Annotated in this window: 20 protein-coding genes and 1 pseudogene; 9 read left to right on the forward strand and 12 right to left on the reverse strand. The window is 45.9% G+C overall.

The window, feature by feature from the left end; all coding sequences use genetic code 11:
- Positions 1-684 precede the first annotated feature (684 nt).
- From BLT94_RS04715 to BLT94_RS04755, 10 genes are all read right to left on the reverse strand, one after another.
- Positions 685-1644, reverse strand: coding sequence for a radical SAM protein (locus BLT94_RS04715; protein WP_092230971.1), 960 nt, complete (start codon positions 1642-1644; stop codon positions 685-687).
- Between the two features lie 22 nt (positions 1645-1666).
- On the reverse strand, positions 1667-1837 hold the full coding sequence (locus tag BLT94_RS21925; RefSeq protein WP_175530272.1) for a hypothetical protein: 171 nt from the start codon (positions 1835-1837) through the stop codon (positions 1667-1669).
- Positions 1838-1839: 2 nt separating this feature from the next.
- A complete protein-coding gene (locus tag BLT94_RS04720; RefSeq protein ID WP_092230974.1) occupies positions 1840-3246 on the reverse strand; it encodes a radical SAM protein in 1407 nt (468 codons plus the stop codon).
- A gap of 290 nt (positions 3247-3536) precedes the next feature.
- Entirely contained in the window at positions 3537-3938 is a 402-nt protein-coding gene (locus tag BLT94_RS22495) for a DnaJ domain-containing protein (protein ID WP_092230977.1), read from the reverse strand.
- A 5-nt stretch (positions 3939-3943) separates the two neighbouring features.
- Positions 3944-4879 (reverse strand): methylenetetrahydrofolate reductase, encoded by a 936-nt coding sequence (locus BLT94_RS04730; protein WP_014955958.1) that lies wholly within the window; start codon positions 4877-4879, stop codon positions 3944-3946.
- Between the two features lie 64 nt (positions 4880-4943).
- Positions 4944-6386, reverse strand: coding sequence for an ethanolamine ammonia-lyase reactivating factor EutA (locus BLT94_RS04735; protein ID WP_014955957.1), 1443 nt, complete (start codon positions 6384-6386; stop codon positions 4944-4946).
- 10 nt (positions 6387-6396) lie between these two features.
- Complete coding sequence (locus BLT94_RS04740) at positions 6397-7068, reverse strand: methylenetetrahydrofolate reductase C-terminal domain-containing protein (protein WP_014955956.1); 672 nt, start codon at positions 7066-7068, stop codon at positions 6397-6399.
- Positions 7065-7472 (reverse strand): 4Fe-4S dicluster domain-containing protein, encoded by a 408-nt coding sequence (locus BLT94_RS04745; protein WP_092230980.1) that lies wholly within the window; start codon positions 7470-7472, stop codon positions 7065-7067. Before BLT94_RS04745 ends, BLT94_RS04740 begins: the two co-directional genes overlap by 4 nt.
- Before the next feature lie 41 nt (positions 7473-7513).
- On the reverse strand, positions 7514-7984 hold the full coding sequence (locus tag BLT94_RS04750) for a 4Fe-4S dicluster domain-containing protein (protein ID WP_158406051.1): 471 nt from the start codon (positions 7982-7984) through the stop codon (positions 7514-7516).
- A gap of 45 nt (positions 7985-8029) precedes the next feature.
- Positions 8030-9127, reverse strand: a complete 1098-nt coding sequence (locus BLT94_RS04755; protein WP_092230984.1) for an aldehyde ferredoxin oxidoreductase N-terminal domain-containing protein — start codon at positions 9125-9127, stop codon at positions 8030-8032.
- 298 nt (positions 9128-9425) lie between these two features.
- Here BLT94_RS04755 and BLT94_RS04760 point away from each other — a divergent pair, with 298 nt between their 5' ends.
- The 9 genes and pseudogenes from BLT94_RS04760 (at position 9426) to BLT94_RS04795 (ending at position 17864) form a co-directional block, all read left to right on the forward strand.
- Positions 9426-9707 (forward strand): hypothetical protein, encoded by a 282-nt coding sequence (locus BLT94_RS04760; RefSeq protein WP_041279209.1) that lies wholly within the window; start codon positions 9426-9428, stop codon positions 9705-9707.
- Between the two features lies 1 nt (position 9708).
- On the forward strand, positions 9709-11649 hold the full coding sequence (locus tag BLT94_RS04765) for an aldehyde ferredoxin oxidoreductase family protein (RefSeq protein ID WP_014955952.1): 1941 nt from the start codon (positions 9709-9711) through the stop codon (positions 11647-11649).
- Positions 11650-11679: 30 nt separating this feature from the next.
- Positions 11680-11754: pseudogene (locus tag BLT94_RS22270) on the forward strand (4Fe-4S binding protein); the annotation flags it as partial.
- A 78-nt stretch (positions 11755-11832) separates the two neighbouring features.
- Positions 11833-12189 carry a 4Fe-4S dicluster domain-containing protein gene (locus BLT94_RS04770; protein ID WP_245742961.1) on the forward strand — a complete coding sequence of 119 codons (357 nt, stop codon included), beginning with the start codon at positions 11833-11835 and terminating at the stop codon, positions 12187-12189.
- A 149-nt stretch (positions 12190-12338) separates the two neighbouring features.
- Positions 12339-13103: an IclR family transcriptional regulator gene (locus BLT94_RS04775; protein WP_092230987.1), complete on the forward strand. Its 765-nt coding sequence runs from the start codon at positions 12339-12341 to the stop codon at positions 13101-13103.
- A 545-nt stretch (positions 13104-13648) separates the two neighbouring features.
- Positions 13649-14413 (forward strand): IclR family transcriptional regulator, encoded by a 765-nt coding sequence (locus BLT94_RS04780; protein ID WP_014955949.1) that lies wholly within the window; start codon positions 13649-13651, stop codon positions 14411-14413.
- 134 nt (positions 14414-14547) lie between these two features.
- On the forward strand, positions 14548-15474 hold the full coding sequence (locus BLT94_RS04785; protein WP_245742949.1) for a phosphate/phosphite/phosphonate ABC transporter substrate-binding protein: 927 nt from the start codon (positions 14548-14550) through the stop codon (positions 15472-15474).
- Between the two features lie 16 nt (positions 15475-15490).
- On the forward strand, positions 15491-17527 hold the full coding sequence (locus BLT94_RS04790) for a two-component system sensor histidine kinase NtrB (protein ID WP_092230990.1): 2037 nt from the start codon (positions 15491-15493) through the stop codon (positions 17525-17527).
- The gene (locus BLT94_RS04795; RefSeq protein ID WP_092230993.1) at positions 17502-17864 is read left to right on the forward strand and encodes a response regulator; all 363 of its coding nucleotides are present in this window, start codon (positions 17502-17504) and stop codon (positions 17862-17864) included. The genes BLT94_RS04790 and BLT94_RS04795 overlap by 26 nt, the downstream gene beginning before the upstream one ends.
- A 14-nt stretch (positions 17865-17878) precedes the next feature.
- On the opposite strand, the gene BLT94_RS04800 is transcribed toward BLT94_RS04795, so the two are convergent.
- Complete coding sequence (locus BLT94_RS04800) at positions 17879-18886, reverse strand: protein-tyrosine phosphatase family protein (protein ID WP_014955945.1); 1008 nt, start codon at positions 18884-18886, stop codon at positions 17879-17881.
- A 23-nt stretch (positions 18887-18909) separates the two neighbouring features.
- Positions 18910-21498 carry a PEP/pyruvate-binding domain-containing protein gene (locus BLT94_RS04805; RefSeq protein ID WP_092230996.1) on the reverse strand — a complete coding sequence of 863 codons (2589 nt, stop codon included), beginning with the start codon at positions 21496-21498 and terminating at the stop codon, positions 18910-18912.
- Positions 21499-21541: the final 43 nt, after the last annotated feature.

Consider the following 21541-nt stretch of genomic DNA (forward strand, 5'->3'; position numbering starts at 1 on the left):
TTCCAAACATTCAAATTGACGATTGATAGATCAAAATGCTGCAACCAACTCTTAAGATAGTTGGTAAAAACAGGAACAAAAAAACCCATTTCCAGACAATTTTGTAACGAATTTAAAACTACAAACCAGTTTATCCATGATAACCGGTATTTTTATCAGCGATTTAAAGAACCATACAAACGATATAAGATTTTGAAAAAATAATCGTTGTTACTTTTTCATCAGAATATCCGCTGTAAAAGGTTTAACAATATAGTCAGTAATTCCTAACTCAGCAGCTTTTGCTATATAATCCATAGTGAACCCTAAAGTCAAGACAGATTTTATCCCATTTTAAGCGTCAGTTTCAGATACATTGTCTGTCAGGCAATTTGATCATCTTCTGCGCGATGAAACATAGAAAAACCCATCGGCCTCAATAAAGCCAAGAAAGTAGCCAGAAGTTATTATCCTCTTTTTTGCACGATTGCCCAGAAAGGACAATTCTTTGATGATATGCATCATCGTCCAGGAAATGTTCACGACTCTAACGGCAACGCTGATTTCATGCTTCGCTGTTTCCAAAACACAAAATCGCAATTCCCTGGTATCATCCTTTAATCCTCGTATGAACAGCGCTTTTTTTTAAAACCGCTTTTGAAATAGAACTGAAAACCATGAACGGAACAACGGTTGAAACAATACTCATAACAAAGATTGATCTTTTGTCTGCCACCATCCAATAGTGGTTCCGACCCTTACAAATTCCACGTTTTCTTTTAATTCAATCTGCCGTATCCAGTCTGCAAGCCCCGACGCATGATAGATAATCAAGGGGGTGCTGTGATTGGGCAAAATATCCAGCAACAACCGGTACATGCTGATGGTTTTATTAATTTCATAGGAAAGCGCCTTGTTGTCCCAGGGCGTGGGACAAATAAAACCGTGATTGGCACCTTCTTCTTTCAGATATCCAAAATGTACGGGATATTTGGGTTTTAATGACCGTATCGCCTGGATGGCATCAAGGTTTGTCTGGCGGCTCACACCTTTATTCAGGTTCTTTAAAATGGTATCATCAAAAGACTCAAACTCAATGGAAGACAATAAAATGCGAACATTCTTTTTAGCGGCGATTTTCAACGTCGATTCCAGGGGTTTCAGGCCTTTTAATAAGTAATCCGCCCTCAGGGTAAGATTGATCTGGGACAATTCAATGGACAGATCGTCAGCCAGCTCAAAAAGCCTTGACAGGTTGAACAACGGACTTTCATTAATCAACTCAAAAGAAATTTTCCTGCCATCCGGACCGCTCGGCAGACACAATAAATGTTCTTTGATTGCCGCCTCATCCACCCCACCCATATATCCTTTATCCGCTGCCACATCACAAAAACTGCAGATTTTTTGACAAATGGTTATAGACGAAAGAGACTTCCCCTCTTGTGTCAGTCCCCATGGATAATCAATGGAAATCTGCCGTTCTCTGGCAGCATGCTGACATCCTATCTGTTGCAGTACCTGGGCACAGGTTATGGTTAAAGGCTCAAAAGCCTCATCTTTTAATATATGGAGGTTTTGCCAGTCCACTTTTGGAAGATAAGTGTCATTCCATGGAATGGATGGATTTTCAATTATTTGTCCGTTCTCATCCTTGCATACCACCCCTTCAAAGCCTGATATATCACTATTTATTGACCAAAGCGGATAAAATAACCGGGTTCCCCACAGCCTTTTTAATCGCCCTCCAGAAAGATACCGGTCCAGCCTGTCTGTTGTAGAATTGCAGGATCAGTATGGCCATGATGTTTTGCAAAATCATGACAAAACTGGCAATAATCGTTATCAGCACATCCATGGTCACACTAAACGTTTATGTTGCCACCAGGCGATGGTGGTGCCGACCCTTTCAAACTGAATGTTTTCCTGTTGTTCGATCTGACGTATCCAGTCGGCAAGACCGGAGGCATGGTGGATAATCAGCGGTGTGCTGTGAGGGGGAAGAATATCCATGGCCAGCTGGTACATGTCAATGGTAAGGTTAACTTCCTTGGAGATATCCGGTGTGTCCCAAGGGGTCGGGTGAATAAATCCGTGATTGGCCCCCTCCTCTTTAAGATATCCAAAATGACAGGGGAACTTTGGCTTCAAATCCCGGATCGTTTTAATGGTATCCAGGTTCATTTGACGGGTTACACCTTTGTTCATATTTTTCAAAATGGTATCGTCAAAAGATTCAAATCCGATGGAGGCCAGCAGTATCCGGATGTTTTTCTTTTGGGCTTTTTCAAGGGTGTTCTTCAGATTTTCCCGTCCCTTCAGAAAATAATCCGCCCGCAGGGTCAAATTAATCTGGGACAGCTCCAGGCTGCACTCACAGGCAAGTTCCATGACACGATCAAGTTTGGGCAAAGGGCTTTCATTGATCAGTTCAAATGCGACCCTGCTGCCGTCGGCCTGTTCGGGCAAACAGGCCATCTGGGATTTAACAGCTTCTTCACCCACAGCTCCCATAAATCCTTTGTCCTGGGCCACATCACAGAAGCTGCATCCCTTCTGGGCGATGGTCACACGTTTCAGCCCTGTCTCATTGGCAAGATCGGCAGGATAATCAATCTGTATTTTTCTTTCTTTTGCAGCATGGGGGCATCCGATCTGCTGGAGTACCTGGCCGCAGGTAATCGGCATCCGGGCAAAGGATGTTCCCTTTAACCGGTAAATATTGGTCCAGTCAACCTTGGACAGCCATTGATCCTCCCATGGGGCAGGACGATTCTCCTTTATCTGCCCATCTTTATTCCTGAACAGGACACCGTCAAATTCTGAAATATCACTATCGAGACCGCTCTCCAGGATGGGCAGGATCTGCTGGGCAGGTCCCTGTATGGCAAAGGTAAATCGGTCCGACATTCCCTTAAAGCGATGGTCAAAGCGGTCGTGACCCACTTCCCCTTTAAAATCGACATTGGCCTGTGGCCCGGCCAGAATAGTGACCGCACCCTTATCTTTAAGCTCTCCTGCCAGATCAAACAGATCCGGTCTTCCGCCAAGGGTTGAAAACCCAATGACCATCCGGGTTCCGCTAAAATGATTTTCCAGTGCCGTGATCAGATCTGTTTTGTCATCTTCATTGGTCACCCCTACGACAAGCGCCTCATACTCACTGTTATCAGATATAACGGTGGCTGCCATCTGTGGACCTAAAAGACCGTAGGACTCTCCTTTAAAGTATCCCGTGATGATGACAAATTTCTTTTTTGAATTCATTTTTCCTTTCCACAAAAAAAAAGCGCGCTCCGGTAAAATACCGGAACGTGCATTATAGAATAACTTGCTGCCTTATGGAAGAATTAGCTCAACTTAATATGCAAAGATCGCGACCATCCTTGACTGTTATTTACTCATACGCCCATGCTGTGAACCAAGACGCGACAGGTTAATACCATAGGCCTGTAATAATAATTTTCGAATCGGCAGGGGTATCGAAGATTTTCTGGGACTCAGTGAGCCAGGGGCTACATTTTCTGTTTTAATCCTGAAAATAGTGCGCCCGGATTTTAAGATGTCGCCTGTCCGTCAGCCTTTGGAAATTCATTGTGACCGGTTCCAGTCCGATTTTTCCTGACCCCGGACCGTCTTCTGAAAAGCGTTTCAAAAGCACTGCATTTGCCGCCGTTCATACCACCGGAACATTGATGCATTCCGTTTTGACCGTCAGACCTGGAAGCGGCCCAAGTGCCGAACCGTTTAAATCCGGTCATGTCATAGATCCGTCGTTTCCCCTCATCTCTTAAAACCTCATATGCTTCCCCGATTAATTTGAACCGGGTTTCAGCCCCCTCATCACTGTTTACATCGGGATGAAACTGCCTGGCCAGTTTCCGGTAAGCCTTTTTTATCTGTTCATCCGTTGCATTGCGGCTGACCTTCAGTGTTTCGTAATAACCTTGCGAGTCCATGGTTTCTATTCAACAACCGGTCGGGGCAGTACGTTTGCCCTTTCTGCAATTTCAGGCACCCTGTGTTCCCATTCAATGGCCATCAGATGGACACCTGCCACACCTTCCATCTCTTTGAATTCTTCGATCTGTTCCAGCGCAAACTTGATGCCTTCCTCTGGCTGGTCTTTTTTGGGCACGCCCCTGAGGCGTTTGATCAAATGTTCGGGGATATCCATACCCGGAACAAACTTGGACATGAAATTGGCCATAGGGGCACTTTTCATGGGTGTGACACCAGCCAGGATATAGCACTTTTCATGAAGCCCCATATCCACGGCCTGTTTCATGAAATCACGGAATTTTTCCATATTGAAAATGCATTGTGTCTGGACAAAATCCACACCTGCTTTTATTTTATTGGCAAGCCTGAACACCCGGTATTCATAAGGATCCGCAAACGGGTTGGCAGCGGCCCCGATAAACAGTTTCGGCGGTACGTCAATATCCTCGCCATTTAAAAATTTGCCCTCGTCCCGCATTTTCTTCACCATGGCAATCAGCTGCATGGAATCAATATCATGGACACCTTTTGCCTCGGGATGATTCCCGAAACTTGTGTGGTCGCCGGAAAGACACAGCATATTCCGGATACCCATGGCATAAGCGCCTAGAATATCACTCATCATGGCCAGGCGGTTCCTGTCCCGGCAGACCATCTGAAAATTGGGTTCAAGCCCCTTTTCCATCATCAAAACAGAGCCGGCAATGGAAGACATGCGGACCACGGCTGTCTGGTTGTCCGTCATGTTGACGGCATCCACATACCCCACAAGGTGACTTAATTTTTCATTTAAATGGTCGACATTGGCACCTTTTGGGGGACCGCATTCTCCGGTGAAAGCGAAATGGCCCGCATTTAGAACCTTTTCCAAATTACTGCCTGATTTAAGCTCACTCATATTGTTCTCTCCTTGTTCTTTATCTATACGCTGTCAAGCTTTGCCGGTAAATAAACAGACCGCATCATACTTTCCGGGTGTCATGGAAAATCAGTGACTTGACGGTCACCGGGAACACCTGTTTGTCCACCAGCGGTTCGCCGATGTCGATCCAGTCACCATCCTTAAGATCCAGTTCATCCAGGGTGAGCAGGTTGGTTTTAAGGCCTGTTTCCCGGCGGATGACATTTCCCACACCACAGGCAATATCAGCCCGAAAAATGAGAATAATGGGAATGTTTTTACCGATTGAATTTGCCAGTGCCGACTCAATGGCTTTACCAAACATTACCAGCTTCTGGTAGGAATTGTGGGTGAGACCCTTAAAGTAGAACGCCACGGTCTCGGCCCCCTCGGACAGATCAAACCGCTTCAAAGACCTTTCAATTTCAGATTTGATATGGGCATGGCTTAATTTGTCCTGTTCCACGTCAACCCTTAGCACCGGCACGTTCCACATGGGAAACTTAAGCTGGTCATCCATGAATCCCGAGGAACCCGATATGGATAATGTATGGGCACCGGCACCTATAACCGTCGCCCTTATCTTGTTTTCAAGTTCAATGACCGGTCCGGAAAGCTTTGGGAACAGCGTCTTAATTTCAGCGGCAAGGTATGAACCGATATCGTTATGCTGATACCCATTGCAGCCGTACAGCAATTCAGAGACACCGCCTGAAAAGGTATATTCATCGATTTTTCTTGAAAAGTCCAGGTCGTCGGTCACCATCAGATCTTTGGCAAGAACTGAAACAGCAGACCCATTCATGACCTCTACGAGAGTTTGGGCCAGTACGGAAGTAATTTTTTCAAGCCATTTTTCAGGGATCACATCTCCCACATCATAGTGTACCCCCAGATGGGTCATCACCTTTTTGGCAGCATAACTGGTCCGCAGGATCTTTTTTTGGGCATCCACTGCTAACAGACGGCCGCCCACAGCAATACTGCTGGTGGATACGACCTGCCCGTTGCAGGAGATGGCCATATTGGATGTTCCGCCGCCAATATCACAGGAAAGTATAGTTTTACCGGTTTGCTTCGAGCGGTCGGCAGCACCTGAACCCATCGCCGCAATCAGGCTCTCAAAATTGGGCCCCGCAGTTGCGGCGACAAATTTACCTGCATCGCTGGACAAGGCGGCAGCAATCGCTTCCGCGTTCTGCTTTTTGGCTGTTTCCCCGGTGATGATCACAGCCCCGGTTTTGACATCATCCTGATGGATTCCCGCACGGCTGTATTCCTCTTTAAAAAACCGGGTCAACCGCTCAACATCTATGGTATCCCGATCCTCTAATGGGGTATCGATAATTTCTCCCTCATAAACGACCTTGCGGTCAACAACATGAAACCGCCGGGTGGGGGATGTTTCGTCTCTTTTAAGCAGCAGGCTTGAAAAAGCCAGATGGCTTGTGGAAGATCCCACATCAACCCCGACACTGAGCAGTTCTATCTCATTAATTTCCATGGACTTTACCTTAAAGCGGTTTATTAAAAGGCCGCACCAGTTTTCTCGGCCCAGCGCTTCCGGCAGGCTGCCAGTTTTTCGGCTCCCTGACTTTCATCAGGTAATGGAGCTGATCGGTCGCTTTAAGCTTGTAGTAAATCATGGCCCAGGCACAGGGTGTATCTTTATTAACCTCGCAGCTTCCATTGCTGGAACCGCCGCAGGGTCCGTTAAAAAGGGTTTTCGCACACCTGGAGATGGGACATATCCCTCCTGTATGACCCAGCATACAGTCCCCGCAGCCCTGACACATCTCCTGCCAGACACCCGGCTCCACATTAGAACCCATGAACGTTGTATTAATGGCCGGGATAACGGGCAGGGACTCGAACACTGACGCCATTGTCTGCACACCTGCCCCGCAGGCCAGAGACAGCACTGCATCCGTATTTTCGGGAATTGTCAGATACTCCTTCAGCCAGTCCGGTTCACATTGACGCTCAACAGTATGCACACAAAATTTGGGTTTACCGTTTTTGTAATGCCGGATATGATCCAGATCCGTTGCCAACTCGTGGGCCTGTCTGTCTCCTCCGGTAAGGCAGACGGAAACGCACCCGCCGCAGCCCAGGACAAAAATATTTTTATAATCCTCTATGCTTGCGGTAATTTCTTCCAATGGTTTAAGATTGCCGACGATCATATTGCTACACCTCCCTTGTCCGGGGACCGCCCTTTCAGAAAATGGGCCTTTGCAGCCCGGGCCACCTCATCCCGATGTTTGGAACAAACCGGTTCACTCGGCTTGCCCAGTTTCTCAGATAATGTCCGCCTGTAATCCACTGTATATATTGGAACGCCACAAACGCTGCAGTAGACAAGTTCAAGGGATTTTACCTCATCCCAGCCGTTCTCGAGCATAAATTGAAATTCTATGGCTCCCTGGGGACAGATACGATAGCAGTTGCCGCAGCGCGCACAGCGTGCCATATTATGGGAAAGTACGCGGTTTGCACCTCCATCTTCCGCGCGCAATGCATTTGCCGGGCAGTTCTGGACACAAGCCAGGCACCCGTTACACTGATCGTTTACTTGAAAATAGCGCATGACGTTTGACTCCGTCTGTTCTGTTATTATTTATCAAAGATTCATCTCCTCATACCGGTGCGTTTTAACGCGGATACCCTTGCCTGGTCGTATTGAATCATGGTGGGATCCTTTAATGTTAATGCCCCTGTCTCGCAAAATTGAACGCACAGCGGGTCTCCCCCACAAAGATCACATTTGAACGGCCGCCCCCGCTCCTCATCAAACCCGATGGTACCGAAACTACAGGCGTTAAGACACATCCGGCATCCCACACATTTATTGTAATCAATGACGGTCCGCATCACCGGGTCATAAATTCTGCTGATGGCCTCTTTGGGACATGCGGCAATGCAGGGTGCGTCTTCACAATTCTGGCAGACCAGGGGCAGATACCGGTCGCATTCATCCATCTCCATCACTTGAATACGGGATTTTTCCGGGTTGCAGACCCCGGCTTTCACGATTGCACAGGCAGTCTGGCACATCCTGCAACCGTTGCATTTATTTGGATCTGATATCAGTATTTTCATGGTCATGGACTCTCATCATTCTTATATATTAATTTATAACGATTCTTAAGATTTTAACCGACCCCACAGATCATCAATCCGAAGCGGCTCAAACACCTTTTCTTTTTTTAACACAGCCTCCCGGGTCCATTCGTTTTCCCCGTAATCCTCGGCCGGCTGCCCTTGCTTTGAGGTAATCCCCTCGCCTAGGTTATAGATACGTTCCATGGCGATACAGCGGTAGGCAATCTCTTTTAATTCATCTTCATCCAGAGCAAGTCCGGTATTGAGCAAAATCCTGTCAGCCGCGATTTGAAAGTTGAGTTCACTGCTGTTGGTACAGTTCTTTGTTCCTGACGGCAGTCCAAGACACTGCTCAATGGTCTGTTTTATTTCCGTCAGGTCAACGGATCCTGCCGGACCCTCAATGATGACCGGCTCCGGGTCGTTCTGGATCAGCGATTCATCAATGTTTTCAAGATGTTTTTTCTCGTAGGCAATAATGCCTTCGGGATCTTTTACTTCCAATTCTATTGTACCGCAGCAGGCCAGGGTCACGACGTTTTTTGCCGCCAAGACTTCCGCCACACCGCTCTTGTCCGGTTCCATACCCTCCACGTCCTTGGATAAGTCCAAACAGGCATCTGCGGCAAAAAACAGACCGCCTCCATTTTTTTGGATACAGACCAACTGTGCCTCAATTCCCGGGTTCTCTTTACGGAGCATTGCACGCTGTTCCGACAAACCGTTATCCTTTAGACCGGGTATCTCTTTAAACTCAATGCAGCCGTCTTGGATCAGCAGGCAGGTTTCATTCTCAGCCCGTCCTTTCAACACCAGGTGTTCAAAACCGGCCCGGCGCATTTGCGCGGCAAAGGGACCGTCTACGCACGCCCTGGCCATAAGACCCGTGGCAGCGGATTTGCTTGTCAACACAGCCGTCCCAAGGGGCGCACTCAAAGTACCGCTCAGATATCCCGCACTGACGATGCATATATTATCGGCGGAACCCGGGTCACACATTTTTGGCGCATGCTTGCAAAAAAGGTAGGTGGCAACACCACTGCCGCCAAGGAATCTTTGTTCAAGATCCATTGATATCGGAAACGTTTCCACCTCAGACCGGCCAAGGTCCACAAGTGCAATTTTTCGGTCCGTCGTCATATCCTTTCCTCCTCATTTATCACGGAAAGCTTTTTAAATTATTTGTCAAGCCATTTGAATTTTAAAACTTGACAAAGTTAAGTTTTGTTCGCTATATTGAATAATCAAATATCAGATGATCATCACAGATGTCAAGCAAAAAACAGCAACAGATGTCTGAAAGTGTTTCATTATTTGATATTTAAGATAAAAAAACAGGGTCTAAAACCGGAAAAAGATTTATTATGGTGAACAAGCCCAGATGGCAAAAAACATCATAGCGAACTTTTTCGATAACTAAAAAAGGAGAGGGGTAACAATGGCTGAATTAACCGGCGCGGAAAGTCTGCAGAAAACCAGGACATTCGGTAAAGTCAGGTGCCACAACCCAAGTTGCATGGAGCGCATCGTTCCTGAGCAAGGCGCAGATCATGCCAAATGCGCAACCTGCGGCATGGAGTTTCGTATTTTCTGGATCAATCCCACACTACCGAGAATCAGGGGACCAGTCTGGGATGTTAACAGAAAGATCGCACAGGATCGTTTCAAAGAAGTTACTGAGTCTAAATTAAAAGCGGCTGAAAAAGAAGGGGGCAAATAACATGGCATTAGACAGAAAGATCGCCTATATCAATCTGACCACCGGCGACATTGAGGTAAAGCCCATACCTATGGAAGTTAGGAAAAAATTTCTGGGCGGCAGAGGCCTTGACGCCTACCTGCTATACAACCATACGAAACAGGGGTGTGATCCTCTTGGACCCGACAACGCGCTGATCATCAGCGGAGGAATTCTGTGTGCCACTTTAGCATCCGCCACCGCCAGAACCCATGTCATGGCAAAATCACCCCTTACCGGACTTCTGGGAAGCTGCAACATGGGTGGTTTTTTTGCACCTGAAATGGCCTGGGCCGGATTCCACCACCTGGTCATAAAAGGCAAAGCGGAAAAACCAAGCTACATTTATATAAATAATGGTAAAATCGAAATCAGGGATGCGGCCAATATCTGGGGAAAAACCGTTACCGACAGCCAGTGGGCCATTCATGATGATTTGAATGACAAAGAAGTGAAAAGTCTTGTCATTGGGCCTGCCGGTGAGAATCTTGTAGCCTATGCCAACGTGATGACCGGTGTCAAAAATGCCGGCGGCAGAAGCGGTATGGGTGCTGTCATGGGATCCAAGAACTTGAAGGCTGTTGCCTGCCGCGGCACCATGGACGTCAAAATCACCCATCCCGTTGAAGCGCTGGAATACAACAAAAAGTTCATCGAGCAGATCACCGGTGCAAAAGTAAGCCAGACCCAGGGCACTTTGGGCACACCCTTTATCTGGGGCGCCACCAATTCCTGGGGCGGTGTCAGGACGGAAAATTTCAGGTACAACCAGCTGGAATATGCCGATGACATCGAACCGGAACGCATTGATGATATTGCCACTGAAACCATGGGACCCTATCATATGGCAGGCTGCTTCGGCTGCCAGGTTCACTGCCGGGCCCAGTATAAAATCCCGTCTGGAAAATACAAAGGTAAATACGACGAAGGTCCGGAATACACTTCCCAGGGTGCTTTTGGCGGAGAAGTCGGGTGTACGAGCGCGGAAACAGTTCTGGCGGGCAACCATCTTGTAGATCAGTTCGGTATGGACAACCTTGAAACCGGCAGCATGATTGCATGGGCCATGGAATGTTTTGAAGAAGGCCTTCTTACCAAAGAGCAGACAGACGGCATTGATTTGCGCTTTGGTAACGATGAAGCTGTCCTGGAAATGATCGAGCGTATCTGCTACCGCAAGGGATGGCTGGGTGATGTTCTGGCAAAAGGCGGTATCCCGGCCTCTAAGGATGTGGGAAAAAACTCCTTTGATTATCTCATCCAGGTAAAGGGTATGGCCAACCTGCATTCGGACGAACGTGCCACCCCCGCACTTGCACTCAATATTGCAACAGGATCCAGAGGTTCCGACCATCTGAGAAGCCGGCCGGCCATAGACCTCTACCACCTGCCGGAAGAGGTTCTGCGCAGAATCTACAGCACACCGATTCCCTATGACGGCCCCTTAAGTTCAGAACATACCGAATATATTGGCAAACCCTGGCAGGTCTTTTGGCAGGAAAACTGCTACATGGCCGTGGACAGTCTGGGTATCTGCAAATACCACACCACTTTCCTGGGAGCCACCCTGCCCAATTTCGAAAACTGGCCCACGGTGCTTTACTTGAACACGGGAATTGAGATGACGCCCGAGGAGATCTGGGAAGTCGCAAGAAGAAACAACATGCTCGAACGTATGTTCAACCTTCGGGAGGGGCTGACCCGTAACGACCCGGAAAAAGGTGATGTGCTGAATCATCGCTATCATGACGAACCTGCTAAGAGGGGGGCCATCGACGTCATCGGAAGATATATTATCAAAGAAAAATTCGATGTCATGGTCGATGAATTCTACGAACACAAAGGGCTGGACAAAAACGGTATTCCCAAAAAGAGTACGCTTAAGGAACTTGGCCTTGAAAATGAACCCTCACACCTGGTGTAACAGGCCGTCCGTATAGAAAAGGAGAACACAATGCAATCAAATAGCAAGGTTTTATTGATCAATCATGAAAAATGCACTGGATGCAGGCTTTGCGAACAGGTTTGTGCGGTGAAGCATCACGGCGCATCCAACCCGAGCCGAAGCCGCATCCGCGTGATGAAGTGGGAGATGGAGGGCCTTTACGTGCCTGTCTCCTGTCAACAATGCCAGGACGCGCCCTGCCTGAACGCCTGCCCTGTCAACGCCATATCCCGCAACGAAGAGCTGAATCGGGTCGAAGTGGATTACGACGTTTGTATCGGCTGCCGGACTTGTGTTTCGGTCTGTCCTTTCGGTGCCATGAACTACAATGCCATCGACGGAGAAGTGGCCAAATGCGATCTTTGTGACGGAGACCCCCAGTGTGTCAGATTCTGTGACGTAAATGCAATTGAATTTGTAGACAGCGGCGATGTCAGCATCGAGAAGAAAAGAGAGGCTGCGTTTCGCCTGTCAACGGTAAAGAAACAGGCAGCGCTTCTTGAAGAACATATTGCTTAAGGACCGACTCAAAAACAACTTGATTTTTTGTAACGATCCTAATCAGATTTTTTGAGAGCGGTTGAAAAACACAAGGCCCCATTATGTTGATTTAATTTAATGGGGCCTTTATATTTCGGTATCATTTAGACAAGTTATTATGGTGAACGATGGCAAAAAAATATCAGGCCCCAATTGTTAAAAAGGCATTTATCATCCTGGATGCCATATCTAAAAACACCCATGGACTTCGAATCAGTGAGATTTCCTCAAGTCTTGACATCAGCAAAAGTACGGTTCACGGCATTACGGCCGCCCTGGAAGATATGGGTGCCGTCGTGCGGGACTCGGTATCCAAAAGATACACCATTGGTCTTACCCTTATGACGCTGGGCAAAGCCGCCTATGAACGGATCGATTTTAAAAACATTGCACGCCCGGTCATGGAAGATCTGATGGAGCTGTGCAAGGAATCGGTTTTTTTGGGCGTCCGAAACGGCGAGCAAGTCACTGTGATCGACATTGTTGAATCCAGGAGGGATTTTAAAATCAGTTCTCCCATCGGCACTACCCTGCCGTTAATGGCCGGTGCCGTGGGCAAACTGTTCTTATCCCAGATGGAACCCCATGATCTTGAAAAGTATATGCATGCCAACCCCCTGGTAAAATTCACCGCCAACACTATTATTGATTCCGACCTGTATGTAAAAGAACTTGAAAAGGTCAGACAGTCATGCATTGCCAAGGATGATGAAGAATATCTATCCGGTGTCCGTGCCGTTGCCGTCCCCATCAAAAAATACGGCGCCCACATTCCTGCCCTCTGGGTTGTCGGTTTAAAAGCATCCATGTCGAATAAAAAGATGCCCGCCATTATCGAGCAGACACAGTTTGCAGCTGAAAAAATCAGCAAAAAGCTGGCCCTCGAGTTCTGATTCAGGACCCCCGATGCCATCAAAAATACCATAGCCAGGGTTCATAGCTGTTACGTCATTCAATCACACTTTTGCCTCACGAAAAAGATAATCTCGCACACGGTCAACCACCTGTTTTTGATTTTTTTCTCGTTTTTTCTTGTCAGAGCAAGTGATACTCCAACCGCAGAGCCGATGGCCTCAGCCCCCCCCCCTAAAAGGGAACATTTATTTACTGTTTTTTGCGAAATCAGTCATCACCCAAAAGCCTTTGAACTCTATCATAAGCTTCCAGCAAGCATTTATTTCAGCATCCGTATGGCATTGACAATTACTGGGTGCAATTAAACATTTAGCCGAATCCTATGGGGATTTTTCCCTTCAAAGCCTTGTTATCTCCCCAGACTATCTTGGCAATAGCCCCTTTTGTATTTTTTGTGTTCATAATTAATTATTGCTTTTTTTTAAAATTCATAATAATGACCACGGGTACCGTTAATAATATTATACGATTGTCAAGCTGATTTTAACTGTTTATATAAAATAAAAATTCATTATGGCGAACAATGACAAAAAAATATCAAGCACCAATTGTTAAAAAGGCCTTTATTATTCTGGATGCCATCTCAAAAAGCTCTCAAGGATTAAGGATCAGTGAAATTTCAAACCGTCTGGACATAAGCAAAAGCACGGTTCACGGCATTACCGCTGCTTTAGAGGATCAGGGAGCCATCATCCGTGATTCCATTTCCAAACGATACACCATCGGCATTACGCTCATGGAACTTGGAAAAGCAGCCTATGAAAGAATTGATTTTAAAAATATTGCCAAACCCATCATGGAGGAACTGATGGAGCAGTGCCAGGAGTCTGTTTTCCTGGGGGTCAGAAATGGTGACAGCGCAACGATCATCGATATTGTTGAATCCAGAAAAGATCTTAAAATATCCTCTCCTATTGGAACATCCCTTCCACTGGTAGCCGGGGCCATCGGGAAAACCTTTTTATCTTTGATGGAACCAAAGGATTTAAAAAAATACCTGGATTCAAATCCATTGGTCAAATTCACGCCTAATACTATTATGGATAAAAATCAGTATACAAAAGAATTGGAAAAAGTTCGAGACAACGGCTTTGCAACCGATGACGAAGAATATATTTTAGGCGTCAGGGCGGCGGCAGCCCCTATTAAAAGGTGTGGTGCTTATACCCCTGCGATCTGGGTTGTTGGATTCAAAGCATCCATGTCAGACAAAAAGATACAGATCATTATCGAACAAACCAAAACCGCTGCTGACCGCATCAGCAAAAAGTTATCTATTCTGTTATAACATGCGCCACCATAGCACTATACCTTTAGCAATATGCTTATATTACCGGTTTAGCTGATTTAATTTTAGTCAAACCATTATCCTTATGGTATGCTTGATTCATCATAAGGGTAAAGAACAATCACAAAGGAGTTATGTTTGTGAAATATGTATGGGGCTTATTTCTTTTCTTTTTATTATTCTCAGGCTGTAGAGAGAATGAGTCTGCGGTTACAGTTGATTTAACGATAACAGAACAGGTGACACTCCAGGAAGAACCCGGTGTTGTCACCTATGCCTATCTTCCCCAGTATTCCCATACAGAATCCTATATGCGTCACCATTCTCTGGTTCAGTATTTACAAAAAGAAACCAAATTAAATATCCGACAAATTTTTCCGGACACATTTGACGAACACATGAAAATGGTGGGCCAGAAAAAAATTGACATCTCATATTCCAATCCGTTTATTTATGTAAAAATTGCCCATAGATATGGAGCAAGGGCTTTTGCACGCATTGTAGAGCCGGCGGGAAAAGATAAATTCAGAGGTCAGATTATTTGCAGAAAAGATAATACCGCCATCCAGAACCTGGCCGATTGCCGCCAAAAACGCTGGATTGCCGTTGATTCAACATCAGCAGGAGGGTATTTGTATCCCCTTGGTCATTTCATTGATCATGGCATCCGGAAAACAGATTTTAAAGAGATTGCTTTTGCACCAGGCCCCGGAGGAAAACAAGAAAAGGTCATCCTTTCGGTTTATGCGGGTAAATATGATATGGGAACCATTCGGCAAGGCTCTCTGGATGTGATGTCCGATAAAATTGATATCAATCAAATACGGATTATTTCAGTGACAAAACCCTATCCGGGCTGGGTTTATGCCGCACGAAAAGACCTGGACAAACAAATCGTGCAAAAGTTAAAACAAGCCCTTGAAAAACTGGATTTCAACCACAAAACACATCGTGATATATTGGAAGCTGCCAATTTTATTCGGGTGATGGGTTCGATTGATTCTGATTTCAACTCTGTACGGCAATTGGCTGACCGGGTGGGCATAAACCTTGATGAATAAGGAAATGACAGGATAAATGAAACCGGGATTTCGCGGCAAAATATATCTGGGCCTTTTTGCTTTACTCCTGATCCAGGGCCTTGTGCTTTTCTTCTGGGTCAGCCAGGTCATGAAAGACGCTTTGACAGAAGAGATAAAAACCCGCGGAAGTTCCATAGGCACAAACCTTTCCGCCCGTATGGTCGAACCCATGCTGGCAATGGATTTTTTGCAAATGAAAGTTCTGGTGGATGAGACAGTACAATTGAGCGATGATATTTTTTACACCTTTGTTTTGGACAAAAAAGGAAATGCGCTCATCCACACATTCAAAAAGGGATTCCCCATAGCACTCAAGACGGCAAACACGGTTTTGGACCACCAGAAGGAATCTTTGAAGCTGCTGGATACAGGTGATCAATTGATTTATGATTATGCCGTGCCTGTGGCCATCAATGCAAATCGGCTGGGAACATTAAGAGTAGGGCTTTTCCAGACACGAATTCAAAAAGCGGTGAACAAAATCATGATTTCCGCTGTTGTCACCATTATCGCAACCATACTGGCTGCCGCTATTGTCGGAACTCTGCTGCTCAATCCCGTGACAAAAAGCATTAAAAAACTTCACAACTCTTCAGAACAGGCATTGCGGGGGAACCTGGATGTGAGAACCGCCCCCATGCTGAAAAAAAATTGCTGGGACATTATGCAATGCCGCAAAAAAGACTGCCCGGCATACAAAAATTATCACCACAGGTGCTGGTATCTGGCAGGAACTCTTTGTCCCACATGCGTTGAAGGTGAATTTGCAAAAAAAATAGATTCCTGCCTGCAATGCACAGTCCATAAAAACTGTTCAGGAGATGAAATTCAGAGCCTGGCTGAAAGCTTTGATGCCATGACATTATCCTTGAAAGGAAACCTATCCGACCTGAAGAGCGCTGAAAGCATTTTAAACGAACAAAAAGCCCTGCTCCAGACAATTTTAGATGCCATACCGGATTTCATCTCCCTGCAGGATCATAAGGGCATGTATATATCCGTCAACAAGGCTTTTTGTGAAATACTAAACAAAAATAAAAACGAAATTATCGGCAAACAAAACAATGATCTGTTTGCAGGCAAACTGGCAAAACTGTACGAAAAAGAGGATCAACTCATGCTTGAAACAGGCCTTCCCCTTACCAAGGAGAACAGGCTGTCCGGCCAAAACGGGTCCAGGTGGCTGCATGTTGTAAAAATCCCTGTCCGGGAATCAACAGACCGGGTAAAAGGGCTTGTTTGCAGTGGCAGGGATATCACCCAGCTCAAGGCTGTCCAGGAACAGCTCACCCATGCCCAGAAAATGGAATCTGTCGGGCGTCTGGCCGCAGGGGTTGCCCATGAGATCAACACCCCACTTGGCATTATCCTCGGATATGCCCAACTGCTGCTGGAAGATATTGAGCAAAAAGGACAAATTCATGAAGATGTAAAAACCATTGTCAAGCAAACCAGAATCTGTTCCAAAATTGTTGCGGATCTGTTGAATTTTTCCCGGTCCAGTGAAAGCATTATCAGTGAATTTGATATAAATGAGGCCATGGAAGAAGTTTTAGGAGTGGCTGAACATACATTTTCCTTGAATCATGTGACGGTAATGCGCAAATATCATAAAACCCCCTTACTGATGAGAGGCGATAAGGAAAAGATCAAACAGGTCTTTATCAACCTGTTGAACAATGCATTTGATGCCATCCAACAAGACGGCAGCATCTGTGTTGACACAGGAGCCGGGGAGACACAAAACGAAATCACAATATCCATATCAGATACAGGCCATGGGATTGCAAAAGAAAATATAAAAAAAATATTTGAACCCTTTTACACTACCAAAGGCCCGGACCAGGGAACCGGCCTGGGCTTGTCAGTGACATTCGGGATTATAAAAGAGCATAACGGAACCATAAATGTTTTTTCTCCTCCATTATCAGGCGAAAAAAACGACAGAGGAAGTCAATTTATTGTGGTATTGCCCTCCGGCTTAAATCGAAAAAAAGGAGAGTTGAATGGCGAATATTCTCGCATTGGATGATGTACTGGATGCAGCCAACCTGATCAAACGAATTCTTGAAAGAAAAGGACATACCGTATTTGCTTTTACGGAAGAAGAAGATGCCATTGCCTTTGTGGAAACAAATCCGGTTGATCTGGCCATCCTGGATATCAAGTTAAAAAAAATGAGCGGCGTTGAGGTGCTGGAGGAATTGAAAAAACGGTCACCGTCCATCCGGGTGATCATGCTGACAGGCTATCCCACCATTGAGACAGCCAGGCAATGTTTAAAACTGGGTGCAAGCGAATACTGCGTAAAACCCATTGACAAAGATGAACTGGAAGACAAGGTGGAAGAGGTTCTTAAAGTTTTATGAAGCATTACAAGGCTTCATGACACTTCATGAGATTTTTTTTCAATGCCGGCCATATAATGAAAATAGGTTTGAACAAATTTTCCCGAAACCGTGTCTGCCAAGGAAAAGGTAAAGTCGGCGTTTGGCAAAAACTTGCCGGAAAAGGCCAGAAATAAGGATTGGGAGAGTTCAAACAGCATCTCCCGAATCTCTTGCTTGTCTGCTGAAAATTCAAGTGCCTTGTAAATCCGGCATCGTGCCGGTCTTATCTCGTAAATTTCACATCCCAAACCATCATTGAGAGGACATAGGGCACCCTCTTTTTTTGCTGCAGCAACCGCCTTTTTGATGAGCCTCTCTCTTTGAGCAGATGCAAACTGTCTGTTTATTTTGGAGTGAAGATAAACCACTTCAACAAATTGAAGATCAAAGGCTTTAACACAGCAGCTTTGATCTCCTCTGCCGCATTTAGGATGATTCGCCCTGGATTGCGTATCAACTTCTGCATCAATTTTTTTGATCAAGGATTCATACTCGGAAAAGAAAAGAGTCAGGTCAACCCTGTTTTTAAACTCCAGGGAAGGCTCCCGGATTGTCAGTATACCCGAGGCTTTACCATACCTCTTTAACAATTTCCACTGGCCGTAATTGGAGGGAGTTGCACTGGAGGACTTTAATTTTTTTGCAGCAGCCTTCAGCCCTATGCCTCTTCGAATCATGTAGGAGGTGACAAAAGTTCCGGTTCTGCCGATACCGTGCCGACAATGCACCAGCACTTTTTTTCCCAGATAGATGGCTTCATCAAGCCAGGCCAGGGCCTTTTCCATGTCTTCCATTTTGGGGACATCCTCATCCCAGACAGGAAGATAATAAACCTCAAAGCCTGAAGCGGTTTCAATGTCATGCAGGTCGCTGAATTCAGCACAAAGGTTTACAATGGCATTGATTCCAGCAGCTTTTATGGCATCCAGCTGGGCATAGGACATGGGGGCATATCCCACGGCAAGGCTGTCTGTGATCCATGTTAATGGATATGCTGACATTGAGCCTCCTTTCAATTGTATCATTATTTATTAATGGCGGATCTGAAATCATACCGGCCGGCCATAAACTCGTCTATCAAACATGTCATGTCCATGTTTTCCTTCAAATACATATCCATGAGTTTTGTGGCACCCAAGAGACGTCCGACCGTATCCAGTGTTTTTTTCATTGTGGGCAATGATCCGTTTTTGAACTCGGCATCAATCAAATCTGACTTGATCTCGACCATAAATCCCAGCCGGGTTAAAACCCCCTTGATAAAACCGGCCCGCAGGCTCCTTCCGGCAGACGTTCCTCCGCCGCCGGAAAATCTGAAAAGGATATAATTATCCTGTTCACAAGACGAACACATGGTATCTAAGATGACAAAATGATATCCAAATCTGAAATTTACATTCAAATACTTTTTTGACACAACAGCATAGCTGCCAAACTGTGCATCATCAGCACTGATAATGCCGCCGGCCATAACAATTTTATCGTAAGATTCCCAATCAAAATGAGTGGTTTCAGACCAGCAGATGCCCGGATCACAAAGCCCTTTTAATACCGCCTGCATGGGAATGCTTGAAATATCTTCCGGCCGTATGTTTTTTTTGTCTTTCTGATCCGGTTTGATTCCACGGCCCACATCAAGAACATAAAAAAGCATGGGGACAGGAAAGATAAGTTTTTTGGCCCCTTTTTTCCGGCTGCCTTTTCGATTGCCGGACAAAAACATCTCTTTGACCGCTGTTTCATGGGCAAACCTGATAATGTCATGAAGGGATCTGCAGCCTTCGGGCTTAAAATCCCTGGAACCGGGATCTGTGAGTTTTAACTTGGCTGAAAAATTAATCACATAACGCAGCTTGGCCATAAAAGAGCTGTCCGTAAAAAAATCTGTTTTCAACAAGGCGGCCTTTTCCGTCAAAGAAACTGCGACCCCATCGTATACCATTCCCCTGTCCGCATCCACAGTTACCCGGCGACCCTGAACAAGGTCATGAAACCCATGGGTCACATTGGCAATGGCCGGAACACCGAACTCCCTGGCAATGGATGAAAAATGGCTGGCACGGCTTCCCCTGCCGATAATAATGGCAGCCACCTTATGAATGGCTGTAACCATTTGAGGAGAGGCATGTTCGACAACCAGGACAGACCCCGCCGGAACCTGGCTTAACCCTGACAATTGATTCAGCCGGTAAACCTTGCCGCACCCTATTCCAGGACAGACGGATTCTGCGCCGGAACAAAGAAGTTTATTTTCAATGGGCGGGTACGGTTTTGCCGTTTTGCAAGACTTGGTCAAAGTCTTGTTCAGGGAACTTTTCAAAGGACTGTTCAAAGGCCTGGACTGAAGGACAAACAATTTGCCGGAGTTGTCCTGGCACCATTCAATATCCTGAGGGCAATTAAAATGGGTTTCCAGCAGCATCCCCCATCGGGCAAGAGTTAAAACAGTGGCTTTATCAAGAAAAAAACGCTTGCCTGCTGGATGCTGACCTTCCTTTCCGGGTTGAATTTGTGCATCAAAAATTATTTGTCCCGCTCCGGCAGCAGGCGTTATGCTGACAATGTGATCCAAATCTTTTTTCGATACCGTGATTACATCCGGCACTGCCTCCCCTTCCACAAGCTTCCCGCCCTGCCCCTGAACCGAATGGATCATCAAATTTTCAGACAACAAATCATCCATATCCACGGTATACAAAACACCGGCTGCTTTTGAATCAACCATTTCAAGCACCAGTACCGCCATAGGGGTTTCATCGTCCAGGATGCCTTGACTGATCCTGTAAAAAAGCGCTGAAGCCGAATACTTGCTTGCAATAACACGTTTATACCCGTTTAAAATTTTTGTTTTATCGACATTCAAAAGGGTCTGATACTGACCGGCAAACGAGGCTTTGCCATCCTCTTTTACAGCACTGCTTCGAAGCGCCACCCTTAAATCACTCCCATTTCCAGAATCAAGGGCGGTTACGGCATCAGTCACTGCCATGACAATATCTTCGGGCACATCGGCATTCAAAATCAAGGCCTCAATTTCACGGGAAATACGTTCCAGGGAAGACGTATCACTGATATCCAGGCAGGCCAGTCGTTCGTTTATCGGATGGCGCAGGTCATTGGTTTCCATAAAATAATGAAACGCTTGAGTTGTGATGACGAACCCTTTTGGTGTTGGCAGGTGAAGATCCCGGTTGATTTGGGACAGGCAAAAAGCTTTGTTGCCTGCAACAGCTTCACCAAATGATCCGGCCTTGTCAAAGGAGATGGTAAAAGGAGGAGAAAATTCAAACTCAGGCGGAGCCAGCATAAACCGGTTATAAAAATCAAATTTCTTATAATAGTCTTTCAGACTCCAATAGCGTGACGGGCAAATGCTTAACAGCGCGTCAACCATTCCTGAAACCGCATGGCTGAACTGATCATAATTTTTTACAACCGCCTGAAAATCACATTTTTTAGGGGTATAATAGATCTCTTCCAGGGTTGCCATAAATTCATGGGCAGCCTTATCATATTCCAGTAAGGTCTTAAAGGCTTCGTATTTTTCCCTTAAAACGGTTCCAGGAAAAAACACCTGGTAAGTCCAGTATCTGAATAAATTTTTAATCAGCATGATCCATACGCTTTTTTATATCAGCCCGCTATTGTGTATGCTT

It is taken from the genome of Desulfobacula phenolica (assembly GCF_900105645.1).
Taxonomy (GTDB): Bacteria; Desulfobacterota; Desulfobacteria; order Desulfobacterales; family Desulfobacteraceae; genus Desulfobacula; species Desulfobacula toluolica.